Annotated in this window: 16 protein-coding genes; 14 read left to right on the forward strand and 2 right to left on the reverse strand. The window is 42.1% G+C overall.

Annotated features, from left to right (window positions below; translation table 11 throughout):
• Positions 1-14: 14 nt before the first annotated feature.
• From IGJ28_RS05080 to truA, 4 genes are all read left to right on the forward strand, one after another.
• Complete coding sequence (locus IGJ28_RS05080) at positions 15-851, forward strand: energy-coupling factor ABC transporter ATP-binding protein (protein ID WP_003128039.1); 837 nt, start codon at positions 15-17, stop codon at positions 849-851.
• Positions 827-1,693 (forward strand): energy-coupling factor ABC transporter ATP-binding protein, encoded by an 867-nt coding sequence (locus tag IGJ28_RS05085; protein WP_438845230.1) that lies wholly within the window; start codon positions 827-829, stop codon positions 1,691-1,693. Before IGJ28_RS05080 ends, IGJ28_RS05085 begins: the two co-directional genes overlap by 25 nt.
• Entirely contained in the window at positions 1,683-2,480 is a 798-nt protein-coding gene (locus IGJ28_RS05090) for an energy-coupling factor transporter transmembrane component T family protein (RefSeq protein WP_003128042.1), read from the forward strand. The genes IGJ28_RS05085 and IGJ28_RS05090 overlap by 11 nt, the downstream gene beginning before the upstream one ends.
• A 67-nt stretch (positions 2,481-2,547) precedes the next feature.
• Positions 2,548-3,291 carry a tRNA pseudouridine(38-40) synthase TruA gene (gene truA / locus IGJ28_RS05095; protein ID WP_003128043.1) on the forward strand — a complete coding sequence of 248 codons (744 nt, stop codon included), beginning with the start codon at positions 2,548-2,550 and terminating at the stop codon, positions 3,289-3,291.
• A gap of 116 nt (positions 3,292-3,407) precedes the next feature.
• Here the strand turns inward: truA and IGJ28_RS05100 are convergent, their stop codons facing one another.
• Together IGJ28_RS05100 and rpmB are read right to left on the reverse strand one after the other, a co-directional pair.
• Positions 3,408-6,038 carry a YfhO family protein gene (locus IGJ28_RS05100; RefSeq protein ID WP_252712249.1) on the reverse strand — a complete coding sequence of 877 codons (2,631 nt, stop codon included), beginning with the start codon at positions 6,036-6,038 and terminating at the stop codon, positions 3,408-3,410.
• 179 nt (positions 6,039-6,217) lie between these two features.
• Entirely contained in the window at positions 6,218-6,406 is a 189-nt protein-coding gene (gene rpmB, locus IGJ28_RS05105) for a 50S ribosomal protein L28 (protein WP_003128045.1), read from the reverse strand.
• 266 nt (positions 6,407-6,672) lie between these two features.
• On the opposite strand from rpmB, the gene IGJ28_RS05110 reads away from it, so the two are divergent.
• The 10 genes from IGJ28_RS05110 (at position 6,673) to IGJ28_RS05155 (ending at position 18,333) form a co-directional block, all read left to right on the forward strand.
• Positions 6,673-7,035, forward strand: coding sequence for an Asp23/Gls24 family envelope stress response protein (locus IGJ28_RS05110; RefSeq protein WP_003128046.1), 363 nt, complete (start codon positions 6,673-6,675; stop codon positions 7,033-7,035).
• A gap of 44 nt (positions 7,036-7,079) precedes the next feature.
• Positions 7,080-8,753 carry a DAK2 domain-containing protein gene (locus IGJ28_RS05115; protein WP_252712248.1) on the forward strand — a complete coding sequence of 558 codons (1,674 nt, stop codon included), beginning with the start codon at positions 7,080-7,082 and terminating at the stop codon, positions 8,751-8,753.
• A gap of 147 nt (positions 8,754-8,900) precedes the next feature.
• A complete protein-coding gene (gene recG / locus IGJ28_RS05120) occupies positions 8,901-10,964 on the forward strand; it encodes an ATP-dependent DNA helicase RecG (RefSeq protein WP_367178291.1) in 2,064 nt (687 codons plus the stop codon).
• 47 nt (positions 10,965-11,011) lie between these two features.
• Entirely contained in the window at positions 11,012-12,028 is a 1,017-nt protein-coding gene (gene plsX / locus IGJ28_RS05125; RefSeq protein WP_003128049.1) for a phosphate acyltransferase PlsX, read from the forward strand.
• Positions 12,029-12,142: 114 nt separating this feature from the next.
• Positions 12,143-12,385 carry an acyl carrier protein gene (acpP, locus tag IGJ28_RS05130; protein ID WP_003128051.1) on the forward strand — a complete coding sequence of 81 codons (243 nt, stop codon included), beginning with the start codon at positions 12,143-12,145 and terminating at the stop codon, positions 12,383-12,385.
• 307 nt (positions 12,386-12,692) lie between these two features.
• The gene (locus IGJ28_RS05135; protein WP_003128052.1) at positions 12,693-13,700 is read left to right on the forward strand and encodes an ABC transporter ATP-binding protein; all 1,008 of its coding nucleotides are present in this window, start codon (positions 12,693-12,695) and stop codon (positions 13,698-13,700) included.
• A complete protein-coding gene (locus IGJ28_RS05140) occupies positions 13,701-14,645 on the forward strand; it encodes an ABC transporter ATP-binding protein (RefSeq protein WP_021150619.1) in 945 nt (314 codons plus the stop codon).
• Positions 14,645-15,601 carry an oligopeptide ABC transporter permease gene (gene opp4B / locus IGJ28_RS05145; RefSeq protein ID WP_005470040.1) on the forward strand — a complete coding sequence of 319 codons (957 nt, stop codon included), beginning with the start codon at positions 14,645-14,647 and terminating at the stop codon, positions 15,599-15,601. The genes IGJ28_RS05140 and opp4B overlap by 1 nt, the downstream gene beginning before the upstream one ends.
• Positions 15,602-15,661: 60 nt before the next feature.
• Positions 15,662-16,531 carry an ABC transporter permease gene (locus IGJ28_RS05150; RefSeq protein WP_156233827.1) on the forward strand — a complete coding sequence of 290 codons (870 nt, stop codon included), beginning with the start codon at positions 15,662-15,664 and terminating at the stop codon, positions 16,529-16,531.
• Between the two features lie 17 nt (positions 16,532-16,548).
• Positions 16,549-18,333: an oligopeptide ABC transporter substrate-binding protein gene (locus IGJ28_RS05155; RefSeq protein WP_147735703.1), complete on the forward strand. Its 1,785-nt coding sequence runs from the start codon at positions 16,549-16,551 to the stop codon at positions 18,331-18,333.
• Positions 18,334-18,493 lie beyond the last annotated feature (160 nt).

Here is an 18,493-nt window from a genome sequence, read left to right on the forward strand (position 1 = left end):
TGAAGGAGTATATCATGAAGCCGATCATTGAATTGAATGCTATCACCGTTCGTTATACCGAAGAAGATCGTCCGGCGTTGAAGAATGTCTCTTTGTCCATTGAGCAAGGAGAATGGGTTGCGCTTATCGGTCATAACGGTTCAGGAAAATCGACCTTGGCCAAAACGATCAACGGTTTGATTTTACCGCAAGAAGGAAGCGTTGCAGTGGGAGACATGCTGCTTAATGAAGAAAATATTTGGAATATCCGTAAAATGGTCGGAATGGTTTTTCAAAATCCCGACAATCAATTTGTCGGTTCAACTGTAGAAGATGATGTGGCATTTGGTCTTGAGAACCAAGGGATTCCTCGTGACGAAATGGTGATCAGAGTCAAAAATGCTCTAGAACAAGTCCGGATGGAAGAATTTGCAACACGAGAACCAGCCAGACTTTCTGGGGGACAAAAACAGCGAGTAGCCATCGCTGGTGTTGTGGCATTACGTCCCGATATCATCATTTTAGATGAGGCAACTAGTATGCTTGATCCTGAAGGAAGAGAAGAAGTTATTTCCACGATCAAGAAAATCAAGGAAGAAAATAATTTAACTGTTCTGTCAATCACCCATGATATTGATGAGGCAGCCAATGCCAATCGGGTCATGGTCATGCGCCAAGGAGAACTTGTTCGTGAAGGGACGCCGGCAGAAATCTTTTCGGCTGGCCCAGAATTGATCGAATTGGGTCTAGATTTGCCTTTTCCAGAAAAATTGAAGGCAGCTTTGAAGCAGCGCGGCATCTCTGTGCCTGCAGCGTACTTGACAGAGGAAGGAATGGTGGATTGGCTATGGACATCCGTTTTGAAAAAGTAGCATTTACTTATCAACCGCATTCCCCATTTGAGCAACGCGTGTTATTCGATATTGATCTCGAAATCAAAGAAGGCTCGTATACAGCATTGGTGGGTCACACTGGTAGTGGCAAATCAACATTACTACAACACTTGAATGCATTATTAAAGCCAACAGCGGGCAAAGTGACGATTGATGATCGCGTGATCACTCCTGAAACTGATAATAAGAATTTAAAACCATTGCGTAAAAAAGTAGGAATCGTCTTTCAATTTCCTGAATCGCAATTGTTTGAAGAAACTGTGGCTCGAGATATCGCTTTTGGTCCCCAAAATTTTGGTGTGAGTGAAGAAGCGGCAGCTGAATTAGCGAAAGAGTACATTAAACTCGTTGGTTTAGATGAAAGCTTTCTTGAACGTTCCCCATTTGATCTCTCAGGAGGACAGATGCGCCGAGTAGCCATTGCCGGGGTCTTAGCAATGGAACCGGAAGTATTGGTATTAGATGAGCCGACAGCGGGTTTAGATCCACAAGGACGCAAAGAAATGATGGAGATGTTCCAGCGACTCCATCAAGAGAAAAATATGACCATCATCTTAGTGACCCATTTGATGGATGATGTGGCTAATTTTGCAGATTATGTCTATGTATTAGAAAAAGGACGAATCGTTAAAGAGGGTGCACCGAAGAATGTTTTTCAAGATATCGAATGGCTACAAGAAAAACAATTAGGCGTACCAACAGCAACTGCTTTTGCAGCGTTGTTGCAAGCGAAAGGGTTGCATTTCGAACACTTGCCATTGACAGCAGAAGAACTTGCGGATCAACTCGTAGCAAAGGAGGCGACCGCAAATGATGAATAAACTAATCTTTGGCCGCTTTATTCCAGGAGATTCCTTTATCCATAAACTCGATCCACGGGTGAAATTACTTGCCAGTTTTTATTTTATTGGAATCATTTTTTTGGCAAACAATTGGCAGAGCTATCTTTTGGCGGCTGTTTTTACGCTATTTAGCATTTTTCTTTCCAAAATTGATTTGGGTTTTTTCGTTCGTGGTGTTCGCCCGTTGATCTGGCTGATTTTATTCACTGTAGCATTGCAGATTCTCTTTACGACGGGTGGAGAAGTCTATTGGTCCTGGTGGATCTTCAATATTACCGAATTTGGTTTGCAGAATGGTGCGTTCATTTTTTGCCGTTTTGTTTTGATTATTTTTATGTCGACATTGCTGACGTTGACGACACCACCTTTGGAGTTGTCAGATGCAATCGAATATATATTACGCCCATTAAAAGCCATCCGATTTCCCGTGCATGAAATTTCTTTGATGCTGTCGATCGCACTTCGCTTTGTGCCGACATTAATGGATGAGACTGAGAAAATTATGAATGCCCAGCGTGCCCGCGGAGTCGATTTCGGAGAAGGCGGGTTGTTGCAAAAGATGAAAGCCATCGTCCCATTGCTGATCCCTTTGTTTGTCAGCAGTTTTAACCGGGCAGAGGACCTAGCTACAGCCATGGAGGCTAGAGGCTATCAAGGCGGTGAAGGGCGGACCAAGTATCGGATTCTTCACTGGCACAACCGCGACACACTCGTAGTGTTGGTCTTTGTGCTCTTTACAGTAGGTTTAGTATTATTAAGAGGATAAAAGTAAATGTCTGGGGAGTGCAATCGGCTCCTCAGATTTTTTTGAGAAAATGAAAGCAGGTGAGAAGATGGTACGTTATAAAGCAACGATTGCTTACGATGGCACCAATTTCCAAGGATTTCAGCGCCAACCCAATGGACGCACAGTACAAGAAGAAATCGAAAAAACATTGACTCGCATGAACAATGGACAAGCAGTCCAAATCCACGGTTCAGGACGGACCGATGCGGGTGTCCATGCTTTAGGTCAAGTGATTCATTTTGACTTTGACGAACGTCCATTAGAAAAAATGCGCTTTGGACTTGATACACAAACACCGGAAGATATTGCTGTGAAACAGGTGGAAATCGTCGATGAACACTTTCACGCCCGCTATCTTGTGCGGGAGAAGACCTATCAATTTCGCGTAGATATCGGCAAACCACGAAGCCCTTTTCGTAGATATTACGCAAGCTATTACCCGTATCCGTTGGACCTAATGAAAATCCAGCAAGCTTTACCCGATTTATTAGGTACGCATGATTTTACCAGTTTTTGTGCCACTGGCAGCTCCGTAGAAGATAAAGTCCGGACGATTCACCAAGCTAGTATGGAAGTGAATGAGGCCGGAGACGAACTACTCTTTACCTTTCGAGGCGATGGCTTCTTATATAAAATGATCCGCATCATGGTCGGAACCCTGTTGAAGATCGGTAATGGACGCTTACCAGCAGATAGCATTCCCGCCATTATTGCCCAAAAAGACCGCAATGCCGCTGGACCTACGGCTCATCCGGAAGGGTTGTATTTGGTTCGCGTAGCCTATGAATAAAAGAGAACTAAAAGAAAGAAGCGCCTCCTAAGGTTCGATTCGTATCGATCCGTTGGGGGGCGCTTCTTTTCGCAGCTGACTGCTATTGTGGCAGATAAAGAAGGTATCGATTGATCTCATCTGCCTGGCTTGTCTGTGGGTGTGTGTTCTATCTCAGCTGCTACTTTTCTTTGATAGAAATAGCGGAACAAAATAAAGAGCAGTAGGCAGCTAAAGAATAAAATGACTCCGATCACAAAACCTTGCGGTAAATAAGTCAGTTCAAGATGGTGGGTACCGCTTGGGATCTTCACACTGATAAACGCATCTTGGAAAGCGTCAATAGCGATAGGTTTGCCATCCAGTTTGGCAGACCAGCCCTTGTCATAAGGAATCGTAGTGATAAGCTGCTGTTCTTTCTCAGTAGTGATATCGGCTTCGGCATTTCGTTTGCCGACAGTCATCGCAACACCTCTCTCTTGAATGGCATCGATTGCCCGTTGAAAGGCGGTAGTGTCTAATGTCACCACCTGTGGGTTTTGGAAAGAAATTGACTGAGTGCCATAGAAACTTGCCGTAAACTGCACGGTCGTTGCCGTATCATAGTAGCCTAGATCATAATATTGACCATTGATTCCAATTTGACTTTCCCGCTGTTCCCCGTTCACAGTGATCGTAGCTGTAGAACTCTCTAATTCACCGAAGTTTGCCGGATACAGACTAAGATAGGCTTGGGAATGAGCAGGTACTTCTACTTGCCAAGTAATTTCTTTCGCCACATTGCTTTCTTGCTCTTGGAATGTCGTGTACATGCCATTTTCAGTGATATCGGTGTTTTTGCTGTGAATGACAGTGATCGGTTGAAAATCAAAATAGTTTTGTTCAATGTTTGCCAAACCGTTGATCAAATTCTTCTGGCTGGTTAGATTGTCGTTGGCAGGCTGTTGGATCTTATTGATCGAAGGCTCTGCTAACATGGCAAGGGGAAGAGCGTTGCTATTTTGATAAAGCTTGTAGTCTCCAGCTTCTCCTACGCGTTCAAAACCGTATTTTGTTAAGTTTTGTTTGCTAATATTGTATTTGATGCCGGTGAAAGCATCCATTAGCAATGTATTATTCGGATAACGGATATTAAGATTCGTTCCTCTTGAACGAAAACCTAATTTATCTAAGTAACTAGAGGAGTTGCGGTTGCGGATTGAAGAAAACATGCTGACACCGCTGTAACCATAGTTGATACTGTCATTGGAAGAAACGGGATCCAGATTTTCCAAACGGAAAAAGGTCTCATTGTCTTTATCGGCTTGATCCACCAATTGCTTGATTGAAGGATAAGGATCAGTGAACAGACTTCGAGAGGCGTAATTCCAATCATTTAAGATTCCGCGAACCATCCCACTCGTGTTGATCGCCATTTCACCGCAAACGAAAACCAACAAGAGAAGTGCCACTTTCTTTTTAGTTAGCATACCAAGTTGTCCGAAACCGATACACAGCAAGTAAAGGGCAAAGAAAACAATCGTTAACGCAAACGAGGCTGTGGTGACGAATTCATACGAGTTTCCTCCCAGTCCATAAGAAAGTGCAAAGAGAGCAATCGTAGATAGTCCGACAATCACAAACAGACCTCGGTCTTTTTGCTGCAGCTGTTCCCAACCATAACCAGCCAAAAGAATCACTAGAAAGGAGAACAAATAGGCATAGCGGAACAAGAACATGTTTGGGGCATGCATCCCATGCCAGAAGAGATTCAAGGGAACGATATAGAAACTGGCGATCAAAATGCTAAACAATCCAGCATATAGCAGTTTATCTTTTAAAGGAATTCTCTTAGAAACAAAGTATAAAATACAAAGTAGTAATGGCAGTAGGCCAATATAAATAAACGGGATCGAACCGTATTTAGTTGTATCATATACGCCAATCATATTTTTCATTACAAGATCGAAAACACCAGTAGCTTCTGTCTTGAACTTCGTGATAGTGGACAATTCTTCCCCATTTGAACGTAAATCAAGTACAGCAGGCAAAATGATGATCATGGAAGCCCCACCGGCTAATAAAGAAGTGATGCCATAAGGGATGATTGCTTTCTTGTTTTGCTTCCAATCGCGACCTAATTGCACGAATAGATACAAGACGGAGAACACTCCGATCATGAATCCCATATAAAAACTTGAGATAAATAACAGTAGGTAACTGACAAACAGAAGAGTCGGTTTTTTTTGTTGCAAGAGCCGATCAATCCCTAGAATCACTAATGGCAGGTAAATAAGTGCATCTAGCCACATGATCAATTCGGAGTGAGCAGTGATAAAGGACATCAACGCATAGCAGACAGCAAGCGTAACATGATGCCACCGTTGGATTTTAAATGTTTGACTCGCGTAAAACCAAAATGCGAGTCCGGCGCTGCCGATTTTCAAAAGTGTCAGCACATAGAGCGCATCTGGCATCAATTGATTGGGAAACAATAAAACCAGCGGCGTAAAAAGACCACCTAAATAGTAAGAGATCAGTGCAAGATAGTTCAACCCTAAAGAGGCATTCCAAGTATAGAAGATACTCTGCTTGCCTAATAAGACATTACGAAAACTGGCATGGAAATTCGAAAATTGCGAAAAGGCATCGCTCGCTAAGACACTGCGGCTGCTGCCGGGATAGATTCCGATCGTTAAATAAATGACTGCCATAATCAGTAACGGCAGCAGAAAACTGGCGGTCATATAAGGCCAATGTTGTTTGATGAATGATTTGATAGTAGCCAAGAATAGTCACCTAATCCTTATGAATTTTTTATTAGTGTACCATAATTCAAAGGATTAAAAAAACAATGTCATTAGCTGTTTAAAGAAAAAACAAAGGACATAAGAAAGGAAAGGAGGAATGAAACGGAAGACAACAAAAAAGACCGCTCGCAAGAACGGCCGAAAATGTGTGGTTAAGATTATACGCGCTCAACTTTTCCAGATTTCAAAGCACGAGTTGACACCCAAACTTTTTTAGGTTTTCCGTCAATCATAACGCGAACTTTTTGCAAGTTAGGTTTCACAGTACGTTTTGTCGCATTCATTGCGTGTGAACGGTTGTTTCCACTTGTAGTTTTACGTCCAGTAAAGTAACAAACTTTAGCCATGTGGTTATTTCCTCCTTTGCCTTGATGTTGGAGCGCTATTTCAGCTCATACCATCTGAATTTATCATAGAAAGTTAGAAAATGCAAGGGTAATTTTCAAGAAAGATTGACTTTTAGCAGTAAACATTGTAAATTAAACAAGGTCAGAATACAAGAATATCTGATGCCAAGCCCCTTTTCATAAGTCACATCCTTTTATTTGACTAGCAGCTATGATAAAATGTGAGAGAAGAAAGATGGGAATATCCCGTTTAAGGAGGCTATATTATGGCTGTAAAAATCAAAACCTCATCAGGTATTATTGAAATCAGCAACGAGGTCATCGCCACAGTTGTCGGTGGCGCAGCAACAGATGTGTTTGGTATTGTGGGCATGGCCAGCAAGAAACAGATCAAGGACAACATCAATGAAATTTTACGCAAAGAAAACTATTCTCGCGGTGTCGTTGTTCGTCAAGAAGAAAACGGTATTGCAGTGGATGTCTACACGATCGTTAGCTATGGTACAAAAATTTCTGAAGTTTCCCGCAATGTGCAAGAAAAAGTGAAATATAATCTTGAAACAATGCTAGGCGTTTCAGCAAATTCAGTGAATGTTTTTGTCCAAGGTGTACGTGTACTGCCAGATTAGGCAAGTGATCCGCTTGCGGCGGATGATTTTAAGGAGGATTATCAGTGAAGGTAACGAATATCAGCGCAGGTCAGTTTCAAGAGATGGTGCAGGCAGGCGCGGCTCGTCTACAAGTAAATGCAGAGTTTGTCAATTCATTGAATGTATTTCCAGTACCTGATGGAGATACAGGAACGAATATGAATTTATCAATGACAAGCGGTGCAAAAGCAGTAGCAGATGCCACTTCAGAAAAAGTGGGCGATCTTGCCACAACTCTTTCAAAAGGACTACTAATGGGCGCACGAGGAAACTCAGGCGTCATTTTGTCTCAATTGTTCCGTGGATTTGCCAAAGCGATCCCCACGGTCGAAACATTAACTGCGCCAGAATTGGCACAAGCCTTTACACATGGGGTCGAAACCGCCTATAAAGCAGTCATGAAACCCGTAGAAGGAACGATTCTGACAGTAGCACGTATCGCTGCAGAATACGGTGAGAAAAAAGCACAAACTAGTGATGACTGTGTAGAAGTCATGAAAGCAGTCGTTCACGGAGCAAAACGTGCGCTAGCCAAAACACCAGATCTATTGCCAGTCTTGAAAGAAGTTGGTGTAGTCGATAGTGGTGGCCAAGGATTATTGTTCATTTATGAAGGGTTCTTAAATGCACTGACTGGAGAATATCAAGCCAATGAGGTCTATGAACCAACACCAGCAGCAATGGATGAAATGGTCAATGCCGAACATCATCGCAGCGTTCAAGGACAAATGGCTACAGAAGACATCAAATTCGGTTATTGTACAGAGATCATGGTCAAAATTGGTGAAGGACCAACAGTAGACAGTACGTTTGATTATGAAACATTCCGAAATTATCTAAACGAACTTGGAGATTCTCTTTTAGTCGTCAATGACGATGAGATTATCAAAGTCCATGTGCACACAGAACATCCAGGTGAAGTCATGAACTATGGCCAAAAATTTGGTTCTTTGATCAAGATCAAGGTGGATAATATGCGTGTACAGCATGAAACAATTCTGGAGCACGATCAACCCTCTGCTGCAGTGAAACGTCCGCGTACACCTTATGCAATCATTGCTATCGCAGCCGGTGATGGATTAAATAAACTATTTACCAGCTTAGGTGCAAGCTATGTGATCAGCGGTGGTCAAACGATGAATCCAAGCACGGAAGACATCGTGACTGCTATCAATGAAGTGAACGCAGATCAGGTTATCGTCTTACCAAACAATAAGAATATCTTTATGGCTGCACAACAAGCAGCAGAAGTATCGGACATCCCAGTCGCTGTTGTTGAGACTCGTACGATTTCACAAGGGATGACAGCAATGTTGGCCTTCAATGAACAAGCAACGTTAACGGAAAATCAACAAGCGATGACTGAAATCTTGTCAAGTGTTGTCAGTGGTTCGGTGACACACGCGATTCGCAATACAGCAATCGATGGAATTGAAATCACAGAAGGTGATTTCTTGGGAATGGTTGATGGGAAAATCGTGGTTTCTGTACCCGATCGTTTCTCTGCTTCCATGGATACATTGCAGAAGATGATTTCAGATGAAACAGAAATCGTTACGATTATTATCGGCGAAGAAGGAAAAGCCAAAGAAGCAGCAAAAATCGAAGCAGCATTGACAGAAATCTATCCGGAGATCGAAGTGGAGATCCATCAAGGAGATCAACCTGTTTATCCGTATCTTTTCTCGGCTGAATAAAACTTGAAAGCAGACGGGGCAAAAGTCGCAGGGCGATTTTTGTTTCCGTCTCTTTTTTGATTGATAGAGAAACAGCCTGTTTTTGCTCATCTTTTTTCATTCAAATTCTTCGTAATTTAAACAGAGAAGAGTAAAATAAAGAAAGCAATCTGCAAACAACTAGTTTTGAGGAGGGAAGAAATGCTTGATCAGCCAATCACTGTTTTGTCTGGTGTCGGAGAAAAGCGAGCAAAAGATCTCGCAGCGCTTGGAATCCAGACAATCGAAGATTTATTGCGATATTACCCCTTTCGCTACGAAGATATTCAAGAGCGTCAATTGAACGAGATACAAGATCAAGAAAAAGTCACGATCAAAGGAATCGTTGTTTCCCCGGCTGTTGTAAATCGTTTTGGTTACAAAAAGAGTCGGCTGCAGTTTCGAATGATGCAAGATCATGATGTATTCAATGTTTCCTTTTTTAATCAGCCCTATTTAAAAGATAAAGTTGTTTTGTCTGAAGAAATCGCGGTTTACGGGAAATGGGATGCGAAACGGAAATCACTAGCTGGGATGAAGATTCTTGGCAGTAAGAAGCCAGGTGATTTCGCTCCTATCTATCATGTAAACAAATCGGTACGGCAAAGTGTGCTGGTTGACTTGATCAGGCAGGCATTTGAATCATACGGAGACCAGATCGAGGAAATCTTACCTCTAACTTTAACGGAGAAATATCGGTTATTGGATCGCCAGACTGCTATGCGAGCTATGCACTTTCCAAAAGATCCGCAAGAAAGTCATCAAGCAAAGCGGCGAATCATCTTTGAAGAGTTCTTCCTATTTCAAATGCAGATCCAAGGATTGAAAATTTCCGAAAAGGCTGAAAAGAACGGCTTAGCCATTGACTATGATGTTCAGCGGTTAAAAGCTTTCACCCAGACACTGCCTTTCGAATTGACAGCTGCTCAAAAGCGAGTCACCAACGAGATCTGTCATGACCTCAAAAGTCCGCAACATATGCAGCGACTGCTGCAAGGAGATGTCGGTAGCGGCAAAACAGTTGTGGCTGCTATCGCACTGTACGCCACTATGACAGCTGGCTTTCAAGGGGCGTTAATGGTACCAACTGAGATTCTGGCACAACAACATTTGGAAAGCCTTAACCAGTTATTTGATCCGTTAGAAGTGACAACGGCACTGCTGACAGGGTCCACCAAGACAAAGGAACGGCGAGTGATCTTGGAGCAATTGGCTGCAGGTGAGATCGATATTGTCGTAGGGACGCATGCGTTGATCCAAGAAGGGGTCAATTTTGCCCGTCTAGGTTTAGTCATCACAGATGAGCAGCATCGCTTTGGTGTCAATCAGCGAAAAATATTGCGAGAAAAAGGATATTTGCCGGATGTTTTGTTCATGACGGCGACGCCGATACCACGAACCTTGGCCATCACGGCCTATGGTGAGATGGATGTTTCCATCATCGATGAGATGCCAGCTGGCCGGATTCCGGTCGAAACGCGTTGGGTACGACCACCTCAATTGGAATCTGTGCTGGACTGGGCTCGTCAGGAATTAGCGAAAGGACATCAAATGTATGTGATCTGTCCGCTGATTGAAGAATCAGAAATGTTAGATGTCAAGAATGCTACGGAGATTTACGAGCAGCTGCAGGCTTATTTTGCCCCTAACTACCAAGTGGACATTCTCCACGGCAAAATGAAAAATATAGAAAAAGACGCGATCATGGAAGAGTTCAAGGACAACCAGTTACAGATCTTGGTATCAACGACAGTTATTGAAGTAGGGGTAAATGTGCCCAATGCGACAGTCATGTTGATTATTGATGCAGATCGTTTTGGGCTAGCTCAGTTGCACCAGTTGCGGGGGCGTGTCGGCCGTGGTGCAGATGCTTCTTACTGTATTTTGGTGGCAAATCCCAAAAATGAAACTGGGGTAGAGCGGATGAAAATCATGACTGAAACCACCAATGGCTTTGTTGTCAGTGAAAAAGATCTGCAATTGCGAGGTCCCGGGGAAGTCTTTGGTAATCGTCAATCAGGTTTACCTGAATTCGCCGCAGCCGATTTAGTAGCCGATGCCCATATTCTTGAAGTTGCACAAGTAGAAGCAACTCAAATCTGGCAGAAGCACCAATGGCAGATTTTACCGGAGTATCAAGCGCTAGCCGATTATTTAGCAGCAGAAAAACGAGACAATCAATTTTTTGATTAAAGAATATGGTATACTAACTTGGAAAAATGAAGGGAGTGGCGTATGTCATGAAAATTGCCGTAGATGCCATGGGTGGCGATAACGCACCAAAAGCGATCGTTGAAGGCGTCATGTTAGCAAAAAAAGAATATCCAGAAATCGAATTTCTATTATACGGAAAAGAAGATGAAATCAGAAAATATGTGACAGACGAAAGTCAGCTTACAATCATTCATACCGATGAAAAAATCAACAGTGATGATGAACCTGTTAAAGCGATCCGCCGCAAAAAGAACGCATCGATGGTCTTAGCAGCCCAAGCGGTCAAAGAAGGTCAAGCGGATGCCATTTTCTCTGCTGGAAATACCGGGGCTTTGTTAGCTGCAGGTTTGTTTATCGTAGGTCGTATCAAAGGAATCGAACGTCCTGGCTTAATGTCGACGATGCCTGTACTTGGGAAAGAAACTGGCTTTGATATGCTGGATCTAGGAGCGAATGCTGACAATAAAGCAGAACATCTCGTTCAATATGCTGTGTTAGGTTCTTTTTACGCTCAAAAAGTCCGAGGCATTCAACAACCGCGAGTAGGGTTGCTAAACAATGGGACGGAAGAGACCAAAGGCAGCGAGTTAACCAAAAAAGCGTTTGAATTGTTGACCAAAGAATCATCGATTCACTTTATCGGAAATGTTGAAGCTAGGGAACTTTTGAACGGTGCAGCGGATGTTGTGGTCACAGATGGATTCACTGGGAACGCCGTCTTGAAATCCATTGAAGGAACCGCATTGAATATGATGTCGTTATTGAAACAATCCATCATGAATTCCGGAACCAAAGGGAAATTAGGGGCTTTATTATTGAAAGATGCCTTGCGCAATTTAAAAAATGAGATGGATTATGCCAAACACGGAGGGGCTGTCTTGTTTGGTCTGAAAGCACCAGTGATCAAAACACATGGAGCGACTGGACCAGATGCCGTGGCAGCAACCATCAAACAAATCTATACCATGTTGCAGGCAGATGTGGTTCCTCAATTGGTGGCTCATTTTGAAGAAACACCTAAGCATGAAGAGCCAACGCAATGAGACTGCAATCATTGTAATGAAAATGCAAAAAAGGACTAGACAAATTTGCATGTAAGCAGTACAATGTTTGTTAGCCATTCTATGTTTTGTGCGAACGCGTGGAGGTGAAGGCAATTGACGCGAGAAGAAGTATTCAAGAAAGTTGCAGTAGTGATCGCAAACCATTTTGAGATCGATGCAGATAAAGTAACGGATACAATGAGTATTAAAGACGACTTAAATGCTGATTCAATCAGTGTGATGGAATTCGTCTTAGAATTAGAAGATGAATTTGGTACGGAGATTTCTGATGAAGATGCCGAACAGATTGAAACAGTCGGCGGAGCAGTTGATTATATTTCAAGCCATCTTGCTTAAGACAGATACAGGAGCTGAGTCATAGATGACCCAGCTCTTTCTTTATCAGAATTTGTTTAATAACCATTCGTTTCTCGAAAAAAAGGGCCTTTTCTTTGCACCATCCTGAAAAAATGTAAATGCAATGTAAGTATTCTGAAAATTCAGTATCTTAAAAATTTATAGACTTGCAATCTAGTGAGTGATTCTATATAATTATTAAGAAAATATTACACGATGTTAAGAAAGCATTTGGAATTTGACTTATAATTCCTACTTTTTTACATTAGAGGGCACTTCATCTTATAAAAAAGAGAGGGGTATTCGATTGTCAACTGATAATCAATTACTAGATGTTCAAAACCTACATACAGGTTTTCGTATTAAAGATGATTACTATGACGCTGTAGACGGTGTTTCTTTTACGTTGGAACGCAATGAGATTTTAGCGATCGTAGGCGAATCCGGATGTGGAAAAAGTACCTTAGCTACAACGATTATGGGATTGCATGATCCAAACAATACCAAAATCACCGGTGAAATCTTATACAAAGACTTGAATTTGTCAAACTTAAATGAAACGCTTTACAACAAAATTCGCGGGAACGACATTGGGATGATTTTCCAAGATCCATTGTCCGCTTTGAACCCACTCATGCGTATTGAAGACCAAATCAAAGAAGGTTTATCTTATCATACAAATATGAATGCGGAACAGAGACAAGCCCGGGCCCTTGAATTACTAGATCAAGTAGGGATTCCAAATCCAGCACGGGTGGGTCGCCAGTATCCCCACGAATTATCCGGTGGGATGCGGCAACGGGTAATCATTGCCATTGCCATCGCATGCAAACCGCCAATTGTTATTGCTGATGAGCCAACCACTGCATTGGATGTAACCATCCAAGCACAGATCCTAGATTTATTGAAAGATTTGCAGGCTGAAACACAAACGGGAATCATTTTGATCACCCATGACTTAGGTGTAGTGGCAGAAATGGCTGATCGTGTAGCCGTTATGTATGGCGGTCAGTTTGTTGAAGTTGCCACAGCGGAAGAGTTGTTTGCCAATCCAAAACACCCTTATACACGCTCTTTGCTGAACTCAATTCCACAAGAAGATTCTCAAGACAGTGAACTGCACGTGATTGAAGGCGTCGTTCCTTCATTGAAAAACATGCCAAGAACTGGTTGCCGTTTTGCTGCTCGTATCCCTTGGATCCCAGCTAGTGACCACGAAGAAAATCCTGTCCTGCATGAAGTTGCACCAGATCATTTAGTTCGCTGTACTTGCTATAAACATTTTCATTTTAGAGACGAAGAAGGAGAAGTGTAGATGTCAGAATTAATCACAATCAAAGATCTGAAAGTCCACTATCCGATTCGCAGCGGTTTTTTCAACCGCGTAACGGACTATGTCTATGCTGTTGACGGTGTGGATTTCATCATCGAAAAGGGAAAAACTTACGGTCTGGTAGGAGAATCAGGCTCTGGAAAATCAACAACAGGGAAAGCAATCGTTGGCTTGGAAAAGATTACCAGCGGTGAAGTCATTTACGAAGGACAAGATGTCACAAAGCGCTCTGTCCGCAAAAAAATGAATTACAACAAGGATGTTCAAATGATTTTTCAAGATTCTATGTCAAGTCTGAATCCTAAAAAGCGGGTAGTGGATATTATTGCTGAACCGCTACGGAATTTTGAACGTTTGAGTGACCAAGAAGAAAAACAACGGGTGAAACGGCTTCTGGATATCGTTGGGATGCCAGAAGATGCTTTATACAAATACCCTCATGAATTCTCTGGTGGACAGAGACAACGTTTGGGGGTTGCCCGCGCAGTGGCATCGAACCCTAAATTGATCGTTGCTGATGAACCTGTTTCTGCATTGGACCTGTCTGTACAGGCACAGGTGCTCAACTTTATGAAACGAATCCAACAAGAGTTTGGCTTAAGTTTCTTATTCATCTCTCATGACTTGGGTGTTGTGAAACACATGTGCGACAATATCGCCATCATGTATAAAGGTCGTTTTGTTGAAATCGGTACACGCCAAGATATTTATCAAGATCCGCGTCATATTTATACGAAGCGGTTATTGTCAGCTATTCCTCAAATTGATGTGAAAAATCGTGAGGCGCATAAAGAAAACCGCCGTCGGGTAGAGTTGGAATATGTCACTCACCAAAAAGATTACTATGATGAAACAGGTCGTGTTTATGACCTTAGAACCATCACAGGAACACATCAAGTCGCTTTGAAAAATGGGGGTGCTGAATAATGTGGAAAACAATTCTACGTCGTTTGATATTAATGATCCCGCAAGTCATTATTTTGAGTGTCTTAATTTTCTTGATTGCACAAGCAATGCCCGGGGATCCATTTACAGGATTGATTAATCCGAACCAAGATCCAGCAGTTATTGAACGGATGCGGGAAGCAGCCGGATTGAATGATCCTTGGTATACACAATATTTCCGTTGGATCGGAAATGCACTTAAAGGAGATTTTGGTCAAAGTTTTATCTATAAACTACCAGTAGCAACATTACTTTCAGGACGGATCAGCAACACATTGTGGCTATCTTTGTTAACAGTTATCTTAACGTATGTGATCGCGATTCCTTTAGGAATGTTGGCTGGACGTTACCAAAATTCGATTTTAGATAAAGTCGTTGTCGTGTATAACTTCTTTAGTTTTGCGGTACCATTGTTTATCTTTGCATTGATTGCACTGTTTATCTTTGGTTATCGTTTAGGTTGGTTCCCAACTGGGGGGTCTGTAGCACCAGGCGTAACGGGAATGGCTGAGTTTTGGAGCCGTCTGTATCATCTGATCTTACCGGCTATCACTTCTGCGCTATTAGGTACCGCTGTGACGATCCAGTATCTGCGGAGTGAAGTGATTGATTCCAAATCATTGGATTTCGTGCGAACTGCTCGTTCGAAAGGGGTGCCAACTAGTAAAGTCTTCTCACGTCACGTGTTCCGAAATGCATCCTTGCCGATCGCATCTCAAATGGGGTATGAGATCACTTCATTGATCGCTGGTTCAGTGGTCATTGAAAAAATCTTTGCTTACCCAGGTGTCGGAAAATTATTTATCGATAGTATTGTACAGCGGGATTATGCCGTGATCACTTCGTTGACTTTGATATTAGGTCTGGCGACATTGATCGGTACGTTGCTATCAGACATCATTATGAGTATTGTCGATCCAAGAATCAGAATCCAGTAGGAGGGGATAAACGTGTCTGAAAAGAAAGAAAAAGTGTTAAAACAAGAAAGTATCCCACCTATGGGATTACAAATGATTTTTCGTGAATTTTTAAAAGACAAGATCGCTATTTTTTCATTGGTCTTGTTGGTAGCAGTACTGCTTTTCGTATTCATCGGCTCGGCAGTCATTGATCAAAGCCAAGTCATGCATGTAAGTATTCTAGATAAATATGCTGCACCAGGAGCAGTCTCACCAAATGGCGGCACCTACCTATTAGGGGCGGATGAAGGTGGCCGTGATGTTTGGGGACAATTGATCATTGGAGCGCGTAATTCGATTTTGATTGGGTTTTCCATCACGATCATTACATCGATCGTCGGAGTTGGCTTGGGGATCATTTCAGGTTACTATGGCGGGTTGATTGATAATATCTTGATGCGTATCGTCGATTTTGTCATGATCTTACCGATCATGTTGATCATTATCGTTATTGTTTCGATCGTACCTCGCTACAATGTTTGGACGTTTATCTGGGTCATGAGTGCCTTTTATTGGGTCGGAAAAGCGAGACTCTTCCGCAGTAAGACCCTTTCTGAAGGGCGCCGAGATTATGTGAGTGCGTCAAAAACATTAGGGACCAATGATTTTGTGATCATGTTTCGCGAAATCATGCCGAACTTAAGCTCATTGATCATCACCAACTTGACGATGAACTTTGCAGCAAATATCGGTATCGAAACAACTCTAACGTTCTTGGGCTTTGGTCTGCCAACGAATGTTCCAAGTTTGGGAACATTGATTGGGTACGCCAGCAGCGGTGATGTGCTGGTCAACAGACAATGGATATGGTTACCCGCGTCAATATTGATTTTAGTATTGATGTTGAGTATAAACTACGTTGGTCAGGCATTTAAGCGTTCAGCCGATGCACGTCAACGACTAGGTTAAAACAAGGAGGATACAGGATGAAGAAAAATATTTTTGGTATGGTCACACTTTTGTCAGTCTTAGCATTGGCAGCTTGTGGCGGCAATAGTGGCGGAACAGATTCATCAGGCGGCAGCAACTCAGCAACTGAAACAGAAGATATTAGCTCTATGCCGGTTGAAGTCAAAAATGACGCAGAAGCAATCAAAGGCGGTACATTGGACGTCGCAGTAGTTATGGATACACAATTCCAAGGTTTGTTCCAAACTGAATTTTATCAAGACAATTATGATTATCAGTTCATGCAACCAAGTAATGAAAGTTTATTCTTAACAGATGCTGATTTTCGAATTGTTGATGGTGGGGCTGCAAATCTTAAATTAGATGAAGACAATAACACAGCAACGATTACATTACGCGACAATTTGAAATGGTCAGATGGCGAAGATGTAACAGCAGATGACGTGATTTTCTCCTATGAAGTGATCGGTAACAAAGATTACACAGGAATCCGTTATGACAACAACTTTACAAATATTGTTGGGATGGAAGATTACCACGATGGCAAATCTGACACAATCTCAGGAATCACAAAAGAAAGCGACAAAGTCGTTAAAATTCAATACAAAGAAGTTCACCCTGGTATGATGCAAGCAGGCGGCGGTATCTGGTCTTCTGCTTTACCAAAACATGCGTTTGAAGGTATTGCAGTCAAAGATATGGAATCAAGTGATCCTGTTCGTAAAACACCAATCGTTTTCGGACCTTACGTAATGTCAAACATCGTAGCCGGTGAATCTGTAGAATACGTACCAAATGAGTATTACTACGGTGGCAAACCTAAAATGGATAAATTGTCATTTAAAGCAGTTCCAGCAGCTTCAATCGTAGAAGGTTTAAAAGCGAAGCAATATGATTTAGCATTGTCAATGCCAACAGATACTTACCCAACTTACAAAGATGCAGATGGCTACCAAATCTTGGGCCGTCCTGAGCAAGCTTATACGTATATTGGATTTAAGTTAGGTACTTGGGATGATAAAGAAGGAAAAGTTAACTACAATCCTGAATCAAAAATGGCGGACAAATCATTGCGTCAAGCAATGGGTTACGCACTAGATAATGATGCTGTCGGTAGCCGTTTCTATAATGGCCTACGTTCAAATGCGACAACATTGATCCCACCGGTATTTGGAACATTGCACGATACAGAAGTTAAAGGTTACACACAAGATATCGACAAAGCAAACAAATTGTTAGACGATGCTGGTTACAAAGATGTTGACGGCGACGGCATGCGTGAAGACAAAAACGGTGAAAAATTAACCATCAATTTTGCTTCAATGTCAGGTGGCGAAACAGCTCAACCATTGGCTGATTACTACATCCAACAATGGAATGAAATCGGCTTAGATGTGAAATACACAACTGGTCGTTTGATTGATTTCCAAGCATTCTATGATAAATTGAAAAATGATGATCCTGAAATCGATGTGTATCAAGGTGCATGGGGAACAGGTTCAGATCCTTCACCAACCGGACTTTATGGACCAAACTCAGCATTTAACTACACTCGTTTTGAATCTGATGAAAATACGAAGCTATTAGAAGCAATCGACTCTAAAGATTCATTTGATGAAGCAAAACGTAAAGAAGCATTTGATGCATGGCAAGAATACGCTGCGGATGAAGCATTTGTTATTCCTTCGCTTTACCGTAACGAAGTATTACCAGTATCTAATCGCGTCAAAGATTTCACATGGGCATATGATGCAGATCACAATCCATGGGCAACAGTTTCTGTAACAGCAGAATCTCGCTAATTTAGGAAAAGACGTTCTTTCGGGAACGTCTTTTTTTATTTTGTTCGCGGCAAAATCAATAAAAAACAATGAATCAGTCATGGAAACAAAGAGCAGGAGAATAAACGGTTAAAATTTTTTTATGGAGGCTTCAAGTTTTTGGACGAAACATTTCATAATT

Source organism: Enterococcus sp. AZ091 (assembly GCF_051714805.1).
Lineage (GTDB): Bacteria > Bacillota > Bacilli > Lactobacillales > Enterococcaceae > Enterococcus_D > Enterococcus_D gallinarum.